The following is a 13,987-nucleotide window of genomic DNA, read 5'->3' on the forward strand; positions in this document are numbered from 1 at the left end:
CGCGCCGCGTCGGGGCCGGCGCCGGGGGGTGCGCCGGCCGGGGACCTGGCTGGGCGGTACGGCCCAAGGGATGGCCGTCGCTGTCCACCGGACCAGGCCGTCGGGTGGGCCGGGAACCGGCCGGGTCCTACAGGTCCAGTCCGGTGAGGACCAGCACCCGCTCGTAGGTGTAGTCGTCCATCGCGAAGCGCACACCCTCGCGGCCGACGCCGGACTGCTTGACGCCGCCGTACGGCATCTGGTCGGCGCGGTAGGACGGCACGTCGCCGATCACCACACCGCCGACCTCCAGCGCGCGGTGGGCGCGGAAGGCGGTCCGGGCGTCGTGGGTGAACACCCCGGCCTGGAGGCCGAACTTGGAGTCGTTGACGGCCGCGAACGCCTCGTCCACCCCGTCGACCTTCTTGAGGGTGAGCACCGGGCCGAAGACCTCCTCGCAGGCCAGGATCGCGTCGGACGGCACGTCCGCCAGCACGGTCGGCGCGTACGAGGCGCCGTCGCGCTTGCCGCCCGCCAGCAGCCGGGCGCCGCGCTGCACGGCGTCGTCCACCCAGGACTCGACGCGCTGGGCGGCGTCCTCGCTCACCAGCGGGCCGACCTCGGTCGCGTCGTCCGACGGGTCGCCGGTGACCTGGGCCTCGACGGCCGCGACGACCTTGGGCACCAGCCGGTCGTAGACGGAGGCGTCCGCGATGACCCGCTGCACGGAGATGCAGGACTGGCCGCCCTGGTAGTTGGAGAAGGTGGCGATGCGCTGCGCCGCCCAGTCCAGGTCCGCCTCGGAGGACCAGTCGGGCAGGACCACGGCCGCGCCGTTGCCGCCCAGTTCCAGGGTGCAGTGCTTGCGCGGCACCGAGTCGAGGATGGCGTAGCCGACCTTGTCGGAGCCGGTGAAGGAGATGACCGGCAGCCGCTCGTCCTGGACCAGCGCCGGCATGCGGTCGTTGGGGACCGGGAGGATGGACCAGGAGCCGGCGGGCAGGTCGGTGCCGGCGAGCAGCTCGCCGATGATCAGGCCGGACAGCGGGGTGGCCGGGGCCGGCTTGAGGATGATCGGGGCGCCGGCGGCGATGGCCGGGGCGATCTTGTGGGCGCAGAGGTTCAGCGGGAAGTTGAACGGCGCGATGCCCAGGACCGTGCCGCGCGGGAAGCGGCGGGTGAGCGCGAGCCGGCCGGCGCCGCCCGCGTCGGTGTCCAGGCGCTGCGCCTCGCCGCTGTTGAAGCGGCGGGCCTCCTCGGCGGCGAACCGGAAGACGGACACCGCGCGGCCGACCTCGCCGCGGGCCCACTTCATGGGCTTGCCGTTCTCCGCGGAGATCAGCCGGGCGATCTCCTCGGCCCGCTCCTGGAGCCCGCGCACCACGTGGTCCAGGGCGGCGGCCCGCACATGGGCGGGGGTCGCGGCCAGTTCCTCCTGGACGGCGACGGAGGCGGCGACGGCCTCCTCGACCTGGGCCTCGGTGGGAACGCTCACCGTGCCGACGAGACGTCCGTCCCAGGGGGAGGTGACATCGAAGGTGGCGTCGCCGGTGGCCTGACGGCCGGCGAGCCAGAAGGCGGTGGGGGCTGCAGCAGTGTTCGGCACAGTGGATCCCGGCCCTTCAGTGGTGGTGGGTGGTGCGCGCAGCTCGGGGAGCGGCTTGGCGGTTGACTCTGAGCCCACCGTAGGGGCGCGGGGCCGTCCTGACGCTTGTCCGAAGCGGCGAAATCCGGTGCCGTGTCCCTCCGCGGTGGAGTCAGCGCGGTGGCGGGCGCCGGTGCGCCGCTCCCCCGGGCTACTCCCCCGGCGGCACCGACGTCGCCTTCAGCGCCAGCCACAGCTCCATGCGGACGTCCGGATCGTCCAGCGAGCGGCCCAGGATCTCCTCCACCCGCCGCATCCGGTAGCGCAGGGTGTGGCGGTGCACGCCCAGGTCGGCGGCGGCGGCGTCCCACTGGCCGTGCCGGGCGAGCCAGGCGCGCAGCGACGCCACCAGGTCGCCGCGGCCGGTCGCGTCGTGCTCGCGCAGCGCGCGCAGCAGCCCGTCGGCGAAGGCGCGCACCGCGTCGTCGGCGAGCAGCGGGAGGACCGAGCCGGCCGCCACGTCCGCGTGCTCCACCAGGACCCGGCCCCGGCGGCGGGCGACGGCGAGCGCCTGCTCGGCCTGGCGGTAGGCGGTCGCGGCGGCCATCGGGCCGGTCGGCGCGGAGAGGCCGGCGGCCAGCCCCTCGGCGTCCCGGCCCGCCGCCTCGCGCGCCGACCGGCCGCGGGGCCGCGGCTGCCCCACGAGGCGGACCTCGGCCGCGGCGGCGAACTCGGCGCAGGCGTCCGCCGCCGCGCCGCCGTCCGCGACCAGCACGATCAGCCGGCCGACGTCCGGTACGGCGAGGACCGCCTCGCCGCTCCGCGCCGCGGCGGAGTCCAGCGCGTCGGCGAGCGCGTCCAGGACGGACGGGGCCCCGACGCCCCAGGGACCTGGGGGTCCGCCCTGCGCAGGGGGGTCCCCCCGCTCGAACGGAGTGGGGAGATCGGGGGACGGCTGCTGGTCGTCGGCGGGCACCGGCTCGGCCACCAGGACCCGGAACGGGGCGTCCAGCAGCCCGCCGTAGAGTCGGCCGGCCACCGCCCGCGCATGGTCCGGCTCGCCGGCCAGCAGCATCTTGAGCACCGCGGCGCCCAGCCGCTGCTCGGCGTCCTGGAGGGCCCGGGACCGCTCCGTGGTCAGGGTCAGCAGCGCGACGGCGGCGTGCACGGCGTAGCGCTCGGCGGTGCCCAGCGGTGCCGCCGTGCCGACCGCGAGGACGCCGCGCGCCCGCCGCCCGGTGCCCAGTGACTGCAGTTCCACCCGGTCGTCGCCGTCGGTGTCGCTGACGACGGCGCTGGCCGGCGCCGGACGCTCCCGCAGCCGCGCCACGTCCTGCGCGAGCCGGCCCGCCCGCCGCGCCGCCCAGTCGGGGGCCGCGGCCACCACCGCGCCCGACGCGTCGTACAGCGCCGCCCAGCCGTCCAGGTGCGCCGCCAGCCGGGCCAGGATTTCGGCCGGTCCCTCGGCGCCGAGCGCCGCCCGGGTCAGCTCCCGCTGCGCCTCGAACCCGGCGGTCACCGCGCGGTACTGGTCCGCCGCCACGGCCGCCGAGACCGCCTTGCTGATCGCGATGAACGGCGTGCGGCGGGGCACGGCCAGCAGCGGCAGATGCTGCTCGCGGGCCGCGTCGACCAGCGCCTGCGGCACCTCCTCGTAGTTCACCCCGACCGCGAACCCGAGCCCGACCACCCCCGCCTCGGCGACCCGCCGCACGTACCGGCGTGCGGTGTCCGGATCCGCCGCGTCCAGCTTGAGCGCGGTGATCAGCAGCAGCTCGCCGCCCTCCATGTACGGCACCGGGTCGATCAGCTCACTGGCATGCGCCCAGCGCACCGGGACGTCGAGCCGGTCCTCGGCCGCGCGCACGGTCAGCTTGAGCGCGGTGTGGTTGACCAGGGAGGCGAGGGTGTGCGGCATGGGACCTTCGGTGGCTGCGGTGGGCGGCGGGAGCGGTCGGCACCCCAGGACTGGCACAGGATCGTTTGCGCCGCCCCGTATGAACGGCTGGTGTCGATTCTGCCTCAACGGAGGGTTTGGGGGACACCTCCCGGAACCGGTCACCGCGCGCCGCCTCCGGCCCCTCGGGTCCCTCCCTCCCCGCCGCCCCCGTCGGCCCGGGTCCGGCCCGCGCCCTCAGGAGCGCAGGTCGACCAGGACGGGCGGGGTGCGCTCGCCCTCGACCGTGGTCACGGACAGCACCGCGTGCCCGGCGGGGAGGGAGTTGGCGAGGTCGGAGGCGGACCAGCGTTCGCGCTCGACGGTGCGGACGGTGACGGCCTTGGAGGTGGCCGCCTTCCCGGTGACCAGGTGGCGGAAGATGTGGAACGCCTTCATCCCGGCACCGTGCGCGATGATTTGACGGTCCGTCACATCACGGGTCTCCACCCATTCCTTGCCCCACACCTCGGCGAACGGCGCCCCGTCCCAGGGCGTCACACCGGCGAACGCCATCCGGCAGCCGACCGCGCCGAGCAGCGCGCTGCGCAGCCCCTCGGGGACGTCGTCCAGGGAGCGCAGGGTCAGCACCGCGCCGGCGTTGGCCGACCGCAGCCGCTGGAGGCCGCGCAGCGCCTCGGCGGTGACGGTGTGCGCGGCCTCGTCGAGCACCAGGCAGGCGAACAGCGAACGGTCGGCGCGGGCCACCGCGCACTCGGTGAACTGGGCGAGGACCAGCCGGGCGAGGATCCGGGACGCCTCGGCGTGGCCCCGCTCGGGGAGTTCGATACGGACCCGGAGCGGGTGGTCGAGGGAACGCAGCGAGACCTGGCGGGTGGCGCCCGTCGGGTCGAAGAAGGGGGCGAACGCCGGGCGGTCGAGGAGGGCGATGCGGTCCGCGAGCAGCAGGCCGACGTCGCCGGGACGCTCCGACTGGCGGGCGCGGGCGTCCAGTTCGCGCAGCAGGGTCTGGTCGCCGGCCTCCTCCAGGGCGGTGCGCAGCGCGGCCACCGCCTGCGGTGCGCCGTCCAGCAGTTCGCGCAGCTCGGGCACGGTCGGGAAGCGGTCGTGGGCGGCCCGGAAGGGGCCCAGCAGCTGCGCCAGGGCGGTCGCCGCGCGCCGGCTGTCGCCGCCGGGCAGCTGCGCGGCGAGATCGCCGACCAGCGCCTCGGCGAGGATCCCGGCCGCCTCGTCCGGATCGGTGGTGCCGCCGTAGAGGTCGAGGTCGCAGTCCGGGTCCGGGCGGCCGATCGCGACGACCACGTCGTACGCGTCGGCGGGCCCGAGGTCCGCCCCCGCCGGGCCGACGGCGACGACGGCGCACTGCCCGGCGAGCGCCTGGAGGCACATGGCCTCCACGACCGGCCGCACGACCCGGGTCGTCTTGCCGCTGCCCGCGGGCCCGACGGCCAGCAGGGAGGTGCCCAGCACCCGCGGCTCCAGGGCGGAGCCGGTGCCCCGGTGCTGGTACGGGTTGCGCGGGTGGTCGGCGGCGGTGCCGATGCGGACCTGGTGGGCGAGCAAATCGTGCCGGGCGGTGCGGTGCGCCAGGTCGCGCTGCCCGGAGGGGTGCGCACAGGCCGCGGCGCCGTGCCGCAGGACGGTGTCGGTGAAGGAGGAGAGGGAGTTCTTCCCGGAGCGCACCGAGCGCCAGGCGCGCTCGATCCGGGCCACGTCCACATCGTTCATCCGCCCGGCGCGCGCCTCCTCGGCGAGCCGGTCCGCGGCGTCGGGGGCGCCGTGGGACCGCAGCTCGGGCCACTGGGCGCGGTCGGCGGCGGGCTGCGGCACGGCGGCGGGGGCGCTCTCGCGCAGCCGGCGCAGGGCCGGGCCGAGGACGCGGCGGGCCAGTTCGGGCCAGCGGCCGAGGCGGCCGAAGACGACGGCCATGAGGGCGAGGAAGAGGCCGTAATAGATGTAGGTGGCCCAGACGTAGGCCATCGGCTCGGTCCCGTCGCGCCAGGAGTCGGGCGTCAGGAGCAACAGCGGCAGGAGCCAGTAGCTGCCGAGGTACTGGTTCCACAGCAGGGACCACAGCAGCCAGCCGCACAGGAACGAGATCACCGCACCGCTGATCAGCTGCCGCAGCGGGACCCGCTCGGGCGCCTCCTTGGCGCGGGGGCGGTGGCCGTACGTCCAGATGCCGGGCGCGGCGGCCGGGCGCGGGGTGCGCAGCCACCCGACGAGCGGCGGCTCGGCGCCGCCCGGCCGGCCGGCCGGCGGTGCGGCGGGGGCGACCGGCCGGGGCGGTGCGGCGGGCGGCGGCGGGGTGGGCGGTGCCGCCTGCCGCGGGATCCGGTCGGAGCGGGTGTCGCGCGCGTCCTGGGTGCCGTCGGTGTCCATCCGGTGCCCTTGTCCCCCTCGAACCGTGACCCTCTAACCCTGGTCTGCCGCCGCTCAATCTACTGGCCGCGCACCGTGGCTATGTCCGGTGCGGACAACGCAACACGCGCACTTCTCCCGATCGGAACATGCCGGACCCGGTTGACCGCCCCTAACCTGCGAGAACAAGACCTCTGTACGTCCGTGTTCCACCCCCAGGAGACTGCCATGACCGAACTGTCCGGAGGCCCCGCCCTCCCCCAGGAGCGTCGCGTCGTCACCGCGATCCCCGGCCCCAAGTCCCAGGAGCTGTGGGCCCGTAAGCAGGCCACCGTGGCGGCCGGCGTCGGCGCCGTGCTGCCCGTGTTCGTCAAGCGCGCGGGCGGCGGCGTCCTGGAGGATGTGGACGGCAACTCCCTGATCGACTTCGGCTCCGGCATCGCGGTCACCTCCGTCGGCAACAGCGCGGAGGCCGTGGTCCGCCGGGCCACCGCACAGCTCGCCGACTTCACCCACACCTGTGCGATGGTCACGCCGTACGAGCCGTACGTCGAGGTCTGCGAGGCGCTGGCCGAACTGACGCCGGGCGACCACGCAAAGAAGTCGGCGCTGTTCAACTCCGGTGCGGAGGCCGTCGAGAACGCCGTCAAGATCGCCCGCGCGTACACCAAGCGCCAGGCGGTCGTCGTCTTCGACCACGGCTACCACGGCCGGACGAACCTGACGATGGCGCTGACCGCGAAGAACATGCCGTACAAGCACGGCTTCGGCCCGTTCGCCCCCGAGGTCTACCGCGTTCCGCTGGCCTACCCCTACCGCTGGCTGACCGGCCCGGAGAACTGCGCGCGGGAGGCCGCCGACCAGGCCATCACGCAGATCACCAAGCAGATCGGCGCGGAGAACGTCGCGGCGATCATCATCGAGCCGGTGCTCGGCGAGGGCGGCTTCATTGAGCCGGCCAAGGGCTTCCTCCCGGCGATCGCGAACTTCGCGAAGGAGAACGGGATCGTCTTCGTCGCCGACGAGATCCAGTCCGGCTTCTGCCGTACCGGCCAGTGGTTCGCGTGCGAGGACGAGGGCGTCGTCCCGGACCTCATCACCACCGCCAAGGGCATCGCGGGCGGTCTGCCGCTGGCGGCCGTCACCGGCCGCGCGGAGATCATGGACGCCGCGCACGCGGGCGGCCTGGGCGGCACCTACGGCGGCAACCCGGTGGCCTGCGCCGCCGCGCTCGGCTCCATCGAGACCATGCGCGAGCTGGACCTGAACGCCAGGGCCAGGCGCATCGGGGAGGTCATGAAGGCCCGCCTCACCGCGATGCAGGAGAAGCACGACATCATCGGTGAGGTCCGCGGACGCGGCGCGATGATCGCGATCGAGCTGGTCAAGTCCGGCTCCAAGGACCCCGACCCGGAGGTCACCGGCGCGCTCGCCAAGGCGTGCCACCAGGAGGGCCTGCTGGTGCTGACGACCGGCACGTTCGGCAACGTACTGCGCTTCCTGCCGCCGCTGGTCATCGGCGAGGACCTGCTCAACGAGGGCCTGGACATCCTGGAGGCGGCGTTCGGCACGCTCTGAGCGGCGGCCGGGTCCGTACGGGCCGCCCCATAGAACGGCAGCAGCACGGCAACAGAACGGCAGCAGCACCCCATCCGGGCACGGCCGGGGGTACGGCGCGGGCCGTGTCCCGGGCCGCGCCCCGTTCTCGTCGGGCACCGGCGGAAAACGGAACGGGAGATACCGTCTGAAGTGCCGCGTGAAGAAGATGTGCGGGGGCAATGGCGGGCGGGTGATGCGGCTTACGGGTGCGGTCCCGGTGCCGTACGGTTTCTGCAGATGAGAGAAACACCCCACCCGCAGGGGACTGCGGGTGACGCCCGGTCGGCGCTTCCCCGGCTTCGACCTGGCCGTGCCCTCGCGCACAACACCGGAGCCGCTCGCTCCGGGAATCCTCACCGATCGGATGTCCGCCCGCCCCAGACCCCCCGGGGCGCGCGGGACACCGGTCGACGCGGCCGTTCCGGAACCACCCCCCCTGTTCCGGGACGGCCGCTTTTCCGTGGTTTCCGCGTGCCCTGCCCCGGCCGCCGCTACGGGATCATCGCGCTGGTCAGCGCGCTGCTCTTCGGGCTGATGAGCTGGCAGGTGGCGGCCCACGGCGCGGTGCGCGCCCTCGACGAACGGCTCGGCCGTGGCGTGGAGGCGAGTGCCGTCCCCGGGCCGCTCGCCCAGTTCCTCGCCGATCTCGGCAACACGGCCGTGGCACTGCCGGTGCTGCTGGTGGCGGCGGGGTGGGCGCTGTGGCGGCTGCGGCGCGCGGCGGGTACGGGACCGGCGCGGCCCTGGCTGCCGCCGCTCGCCGCGCTGGGCGGCCTGGCCGCGGTGCCCGCGCTGGTGGTCCCGTTCAAGGTGTGGCTCGACCGGCCGGGGCCGCCCCCGATGGCGGGGTCGCACGAGGGCTTCTATCCCTCGGGGCACGGGGCCACCGCGGCCGTCGCCTACGGCCTGGCGGCGCTGCTGCTGGCACGGGCGCACCGCCGCGGCACCGCGCACCGGGAGGACGGCCGGCCGGCGGAGCGCGGCCGCGGCCGGATCGCGGCGGTCCCCGCCGCGGTGCTGCTCGCGACGGGGATCGGGCTGCTCAATGTGGGCGTCGGCCTGGGGCTGGTGCGCCAGGGGTACCACTGGCCGCTCGACGTGCTCGGCAGCTGGTGCCTGGCCGGTGTGCTGCTGCCCCTGTGGTGCGCGGTGTGCGACCGGTGGGGCGGGCGGTCCGGACCGGACCGCCAGGGCCTGGTGGACCGCTAGGGCCTGTCCGACCCTAGCCACCGGCCCCCGGACGTGGCGCCAACTGCCCTTCCGTCAGCCGTTGACGGGGTTGACGAAGGTGCCGGGGTGGGTGGCGCCCGACTGGTCGAGGAGGGCGCCGCCGTAGGGCCACTTGAGCACGAAGGACTTCTTCTCGTTCGGCGGGGTGACGGTCACCAGGCCGGGCTCGACCTTCTTGTCGTCCTTGCCGGTGGTGGGCAGCAGCTCGATGGTGAACTGGGTGTGCGCGCCCGGCTTCAGCGTCACCGGGGCCGGCTTCTTGCCGGAGCGCTGCAGGTCCCAGGTGGTGCCGTCGGTGCCCTTGATCCGGACGCCCGGGAAGCCGTCCAGGGTGCAGCTCGCCGTGCCGGTGTTCTTCAGCCACACCGCGGCGGTCTGCTGGGAGTCGCTCTTCATGTCGGGGACGCCGCCGCCCTCGGAGCCCCAGCCGGCCCGGAGTCCGTCGGTGGTGCACCGGCCGCCCGCGGAGCCGGCGCCGGCCTGCGAACCGTTCCCGGCGTGCGAACGGTGCCCGTCCGACGTCGACTTGGCACCCGTCGAACCGCCCGCGGTGGCGCCCGAGGTGCCGCCGTCGCCGGAGCCGCCGGTACCGCCGGAGTCCGCGGCGGCGGCCGAGGCGGAGCCGGAAGGAGAGCCGGCGGCGTCGGACGCGGCGCCGTTGCAGGCGGTCAGGGCGAGCGCGGCGACCGCGATCAGGCCCGCGGCGGCGGCCCTGCGGCCGTGGCGGAGCGTGGTGAGTGACATGGTGTCCCCCTTGTGGTCGGCTGCGTCCGGTGGTCGTTCGCGGATACCACTCTGGTCGCCGCCGCTGATGATCGGCTAACAGGCCGCTAACATCCGGCCGCCGCGTCACCCACGGGAGAAGGCGGCAGGGGCAGGCGGCGACGGGCCGCCCGCCCCCTGAGGTGTACGAGGGAGAGGCGGGTCAGCTGTCGAAGCCCAGGCCCATCCTGTCCATGGCCTTCAGCCACAGGTTGCGGCGGCCGCCGTTCTCGTCGGCGCGGGTCATGGACCACTGGGTGAGGCCGATGCCCAGCGACCGCACCGGCTCCGGCGGGAAGGGCAGGGGCTTGCTCCGCACCATCTCCAGCCGCGTGCGTGCGGTGTGCTCCCCCGACAGCAGGTCGAGCATCACGTCCGCGCCGAAGCGGGTGGCGCCGACGCCCAGCCCGGTGTAGCCCAGCGCGTAGGCCACCCGCCCGCCGTGGGCGGTGCCGAAGAAGGCCGAGAAACGGGAGCAGGTGTCGATCGCGCCGCCCCAGGCGTGGCTGAAGCGGAGCCCTTCGAGCTGCGGGAAGCAGCGGAAGAAGTGGTGGGCGAGCTTGCGGTAGGTGGCCGGGTGGTGGTCGTACTCGGCCCGTACGCCGCCGCCGTAGCGGTAGACGATGTCGTAGCCGCCCCACAGGATGCGGTGGTCGGCGGTGATGCGGAAGTAGTGGAAGTGGTTGGCGCTGTCGCTGAGGCCCTGCCGGTTCTTCCAGCCGACGGCGGCGAGCTGTTCGGCGCTGAGCGGCTCGGTCATCAGGGCGTGGTCGTAGACCGGCGCGATGTACGGGCGCACCCGCTTGACCAGCGACGGGAAGGCGTTGGTGGCCAGCGCCGCGTGCCGGGCGAAGACCCTGCCGTACGGGGTACGGACGGCGATCCCCGCGCCGCGCGAGGAGAGCCGGGTGCCCGGTGTGTGCTCGTAGACGCGGACGCCCAGGGAGAGGCAGGCGCGCTTGAGGCCCCAGGCGAGCTTGGCCGGGTGGAGCATCGCGACGCCGGTGCGGTCCCACAGGCCGGCGAGGAAGGTGGGCGAGTCGACCTCGGCGCGGATCGCCTCCCGGTCGAGGAACTCCCGTCCCTCCAGGCCGAGTTCCCCGGCCTCCTCGGCCATCTCGCGGAGTTCGGCGACCTGGTGCGGGGCGGTGGCGACGTCGATCTCGCCGGTGCGCTCGAAGTCGCAGTCGATGCCGTGGCGGGCGAGGGCGTCCTCGATCCCGTCGAGGTTGCGGGCGCCCAGCTCCTCCAGCTCGGCGAGTTCGCCGGGCCAGCGGGCCAGGCCGTTGCCCAGGCCGTGGGTGAGCGAGGCGGCGCAGAAGCCGCCGTTGCGCCCGGAGGCGGCCCAGCCGACCTCCTGGCCCTCGATGAGGACGACATCGCGCCGCGGGTCGCGCTCCTTGGCGAGCAGCGCGGTCCACAGGCCGCTGTAGCCGCCGCCGACCACCAGCAGGTCGCAGCGCTCGTCGCCGACGAGGGCGGGCAGGGCGTCGGGGCGGGCCGGGTCCTCCAGCCAGAACGGCTTGGGGGAGGCGTCGGCCAGCGCATGGACGGGGGACGCTTCGGACGGATACGGCACGTCAGCTCGTGCCATGGTTCTCAGCTCCTCTGGCGGCGTTTCTTGCCGGCCGTCCGGCCGACGAAGACGCAGAGCACGGCGACCAGGAACATCGCCGTACCGATGACATTGATTTGAACGGGTGTGCCCCGTTGTGCCGATCCCCAGACGAACATGGGGAAGGTCACGGTGGAGCCGGCGTTGAAGTTCGTGATGATGAAGTCGTCGAAGGACAGCGCGAAGGAGAGCAGCGCGCCGGCGGCGATGCCGGGCGCCGCGATCGGCAGGGTGACCCGCAGGAACGTCTGCGCCGGTGTGGCGTAGAGGTCCTGGGCGGCCTGCTCCAGCCGGGGGTCCATGCTCATCACCCGGGCCTTGACGGCGGTGACGACGAAGCTCAGGCAGAACATGACGTGCGCGATGAGGATCGTCCAGAAGCCGAACTGGATGCCCATGTTGAGGAACAGGGTGGCCAGGGAGGCCGCCATGACGACCTCGGGCATGGCCATCGGCAGGAAGATCAGGGTGTTCACGCCGGAGCGGGCGCGGAAGCGGTAGCGGGCCAGCGCGAACGCGATCATGGTGCCGAGGACGGTCGCCCCGACCGTGGCCCAGACGGCGATCTCCAGGCTGAGCCCGAGCGAGCCGCACATGTCGGCGACGCCGCACGGATCGGTCCAGGCGTCCGTGGAGAACCGCGTCCACTGGTAGTTGAAGCGGCCGTTGGGCTTGTTGAAGGAGAAGACCATCACGACGAGGTTGGGCAGGATCAGATAGCCCAGCGTGCCCAGGCCCGCGATCGTGACGATGTTGCGGCGCAGCCAGCGGACGGCCCGGTTCGGGGGGCGGACCGCGGTGGCCGAGGTGGTCTCGTGGCCGGGCATCAGACCAGGTCCTCCGTCCCCGACTTGCGGATGTAGAGCGTGACCATGGCGAGGATGGCCGCCATGAGGATGAAGGAGAGGGCGGCGGCGGTCGGGTAGTCCAGGACGCGCAGGAACTGCGACTGGATGACGTTGCCGATCATTTTCTGGTCGGTGGAGCCCAGCAGTTCGGCGTTGATGTAGTCGCCGGCGGCCGGGATGAAGGTCAGCAGGGTGCCGGCGACGACGCCGGGCATGGACAGCGGGAGGGTGACCCGGCGGAACGTGGTCGCCGGGCGGGCGTAGAGGTCGCCGGCGGCCTCGTGCAGCCGCGGGTCGATGCGCTCCAGCGAGGTGTAGAGCGGCAGGACCATGAACGGCAGGAAGTTGTAGGTCAGTCCGCAGACCACCGCGAGCGGGGTGGCCAGCACCCGGTGCCCTTCGGTGATGCCCAGGGCGCTGGTGACGTCCAGGACGTGGAAGTGGTTGAGGGCCCCGACGACCGGTCCGCCGTCGGCCAGGATCGTCTTCCAGGCCAGGGTGCGGATCAGGAAGCTGGTGAAGAACGGGGCGATCACCAGGATCATCACCAGGTTCCGCCAGCGACCGGCCTTGAAGGCGATCAGATACGCCAGCGGGTAGCCGAGCGCCAGGCAGAGCACGGTGGCGACGGCGGCGTACGCCACCGAGCGGACGAACTGCGGCCAGTATGCGGCGAGCGCGTCCCAGTAGGTGGCGAGGTGCCAGGTGACCTTGAAGCCCTCTTCGAGGGATCCGGTCTGGAGGGAGGTCGACGCCTGGTAGACCAGCGGCGCGGCGAAGAAGACGAGCAGCCACAGGATGCCGGGCAGCAGCAGCCAGTACGGGACCAGCCGCTTGCGGACCGGGGTCCGGCGGACCTCCGGGGCGTCGGCAGCCGGGCGCTCCGGAGGCGCGGGGGCCTGGGTCGTCGTCACGCGGCCTCCTCGTCGAGGTCCGCGCCGGCATCGTCCGTCGTCCCGGCGAGCGGGGACTGCTCCGCGTCCAGCCCGAAGGTGTGCGCCGGGTTCCAGTGCAGCACGGTCTGCGCGCCCGGCACGAGCCGGCCGTCGCGCTCGATGTTCTGCTCGTAGACGGCGAGTTCGCCCAGGCCCGGCACGTCGACGACGTAGTGGGTGGAGACGCCGATGAAGCCGGCGTCCCTGATGCGGCCGGACAGCCGGTTGCGGCCCTCGGCGATCGTCCCGGCGTCGTCGGCGTGTGCCAGGGCCACCTTCTCGGGCCGGACCCCGGCCAGTACCCGCCCGCCGGTGCGGGCCGGGGCGCTACATCGCCGGGCGGACAGCCGGAGTTCGGCGTCACCGGCCCTGAGGAGCAGTTCCTCGCCGTCCGCCTCGACGACCTCGGCCTGGATGAGGTTGGAGGTGCCCAGGAAGTTGGCGACGAAGGTGGTGGCGGGGTTCTCGTACAACTCGGCGGGGGCGCCGAGCTGTTCGACCCGGCCGCCGTTCATCACGGCCACGGTGTCGGCCATCGTCATGGCCTCCTCCTGGTCGTGGGTGACATGGACGAAGGTGATGCCGACCTCGGTCTGGATGCGCTTGAGCTCCAGCTGCATCTGGCGGCGCAGCTTGAGGTCGAGGGCGCCCAGCGGCTCGTCCAGCAGCAGCACCTCGGGGTGGTTGATCAGCGCCCGCGCGAGCGCGACCCGCTGCTGCTGGCCGCCGGAGAGCTGCTGCGGCCGGCGGCGCGCCATCGGGCCGAGCTGGACCAGGTCGAGCATCTCCTCGACCTGCTTCTTGACGGACCTGATGCCGCGGCGGCGCAGTCCGAAGGCGACGTTCTCGTAGATGTCCAGGTGCGGGAAGAGCGCGTAGTTCTGGAAGACGGTGTTGACCTGGCGCTTGTAGGGGGGCAGGACGGTGACATCCCGGCCGGAGAGTTCGACGGTCCCGGTGGTGGGCTCCTCCAGCCCGGCGATCATGCGCAGGGTGGTGGTCTTGCCGCAGCCCGAGGCGCCCAGGAGGGCGAAGAAGGACCCGGCGGGGATGGTGAGGTCGAGCGGGTGGACGGCGGTGAAGGAGCCGTAGGTCTTGCTGATCCCGCGGAGGCGGACGTCGCCGCCGCTGCTCCGGGGGGTCTCGGTGTGGGTCATGTGGGTCGTCCCGTGGGTC

At 73.8% G+C, this 13,987-nt stretch carries 10 protein-coding genes; 2 read left to right on the forward strand and 8 right to left on the reverse strand.

Annotation, left to right across the window (positions count from 1 at the left end; all coding sequences use genetic code 11):
• Positions 1–127: 127 nt before the first annotated feature.
• From ACO1BR_RS17155 to ACO1BR_RS17165, 3 genes are all read right to left on the reverse strand, one after another.
• On the reverse strand, positions 128–1,585 hold the full coding sequence (locus ACO1BR_RS17155) for an aldehyde dehydrogenase family protein (protein ID WP_426795935.1): 1,458 nt from the start codon (positions 1,583–1,585) through the stop codon (positions 128–130).
• 190 nt (positions 1,586–1,775) lie between these two features.
• Complete coding sequence (locus ACO1BR_RS17160) at positions 1,776–3,482, reverse strand: PucR family transcriptional regulator (RefSeq protein WP_426795936.1); 1,707 nt, start codon at positions 3,480–3,482, stop codon at positions 1,776–1,778.
• A gap of 216 nt (positions 3,483–3,698) precedes the next feature.
• Positions 3,699–5,843, reverse strand: a complete 2,145-nt coding sequence (locus ACO1BR_RS17165; protein ID WP_426795937.1) for an ATP-binding protein — start codon at positions 5,841–5,843, stop codon at positions 3,699–3,701.
• 207 nt (positions 5,844–6,050) lie between these two features.
• Here ACO1BR_RS17165 and gabT point away from each other — a divergent pair, with 207 nt between their 5' ends.
• Together gabT and ACO1BR_RS17175 are read left to right on the forward strand one after the other, a co-directional pair.
• On the forward strand, positions 6,051–7,400 hold the full coding sequence (gene gabT / locus ACO1BR_RS17170; RefSeq protein ID WP_426795938.1) for a 4-aminobutyrate--2-oxoglutarate transaminase: 1,350 nt from the start codon (positions 6,051–6,053) through the stop codon (positions 7,398–7,400).
• 492 nt (positions 7,401–7,892) lie between these two features.
• On the forward strand, positions 7,893–8,630 hold the full coding sequence (locus ACO1BR_RS17175) for a phosphatase PAP2 family protein (RefSeq protein ID WP_426795939.1): 738 nt from the start codon (positions 7,893–7,895) through the stop codon (positions 8,628–8,630).
• A 54-nt stretch (positions 8,631–8,684) separates the two neighbouring features.
• Here the strand turns inward: ACO1BR_RS17175 and ACO1BR_RS17180 are convergent, their stop codons facing one another.
• The 5 genes from ACO1BR_RS17180 to ACO1BR_RS17200 form a co-directional block, all read right to left on the reverse strand.
• Entirely contained in the window at positions 8,685–9,395 is a 711-nt protein-coding gene (locus ACO1BR_RS17180) for a DUF4232 domain-containing protein (protein ID WP_426795940.1), read from the reverse strand.
• Between the two features lie 181 nt (positions 9,396–9,576).
• On the reverse strand, positions 9,577–11,007 hold the full coding sequence (locus ACO1BR_RS17185) for an NAD(P)/FAD-dependent oxidoreductase (RefSeq protein WP_426795941.1): 1,431 nt from the start codon (positions 11,005–11,007) through the stop codon (positions 9,577–9,579).
• Between the two features lie 5 nt (positions 11,008–11,012).
• Positions 11,013–11,855 (reverse strand): ABC transporter permease, encoded by an 843-nt coding sequence (locus ACO1BR_RS17190; protein WP_426795942.1) that lies wholly within the window; start codon positions 11,853–11,855, stop codon positions 11,013–11,015.
• Positions 11,855–12,790 (reverse strand): ABC transporter permease, encoded by a 936-nt coding sequence (locus ACO1BR_RS17195; RefSeq protein WP_426795943.1) that lies wholly within the window; start codon positions 12,788–12,790, stop codon positions 11,855–11,857. Before ACO1BR_RS17195 ends, ACO1BR_RS17190 begins: the two co-directional genes overlap by 1 nt.
• On the reverse strand, positions 12,787–13,968 hold the full coding sequence (locus tag ACO1BR_RS17200) for an ABC transporter ATP-binding protein (RefSeq protein ID WP_426795944.1): 1,182 nt from the start codon (positions 13,966–13,968) through the stop codon (positions 12,787–12,789). The genes ACO1BR_RS17195 and ACO1BR_RS17200 overlap by 4 nt, the downstream gene beginning before the upstream one ends.
• Positions 13,969–13,987 lie beyond the last annotated feature (19 nt).

Source organism: Streptomyces sp. YGL11-2, assembly GCF_050054615.1.
In the GTDB taxonomy this organism is placed as follows: domain Bacteria; phylum Actinomycetota; class Actinomycetes; order Streptomycetales; family Streptomycetaceae; genus Streptomyces.

Coding starts and splice junctions, on each gene's coding strand:
- ACO1BR_RS17180 (WP_426795940.1), bottom strand. CDS start 9,395: ATGTCACTCACCACGCTCCGCCACGGCCGCAGGGCCGCCGCCGCGGGC.
- ACO1BR_RS17165 (WP_426795937.1), bottom strand. CDS start 5,843: ATGGACACCGACGGCACCCAGGACGCGCGCGACACCCGCTCCGACCGG.
- gabT (WP_426795938.1), top strand. CDS start 6,051: ATGACCGAACTGTCCGGAGGCCCCGCCCTCCCCCAGGAGCGTCGCGTC.
- ACO1BR_RS17200 (WP_426795944.1), bottom strand. CDS start 13,968: ATGACCCACACCGAGACCCCCCGGAGCAGCGGCGGCGACGTCCGCCTC.
- ACO1BR_RS17185 (WP_426795941.1), bottom strand. CDS start 11,007: ATGGCACGAGCTGACGTGCCGTATCCGTCCGAAGCGTCCCCCGTCCAT.
- ACO1BR_RS17190 (WP_426795942.1), bottom strand. CDS start 11,855: ATGCCCGGCCACGAGACCACCTCGGCCACCGCGGTCCGCCCCCCGAAC.
- ACO1BR_RS17160 (WP_426795936.1), bottom strand. CDS start 3,482: ATGCCGCACACCCTCGCCTCCCTGGTCAACCACACCGCGCTCAAGCTG.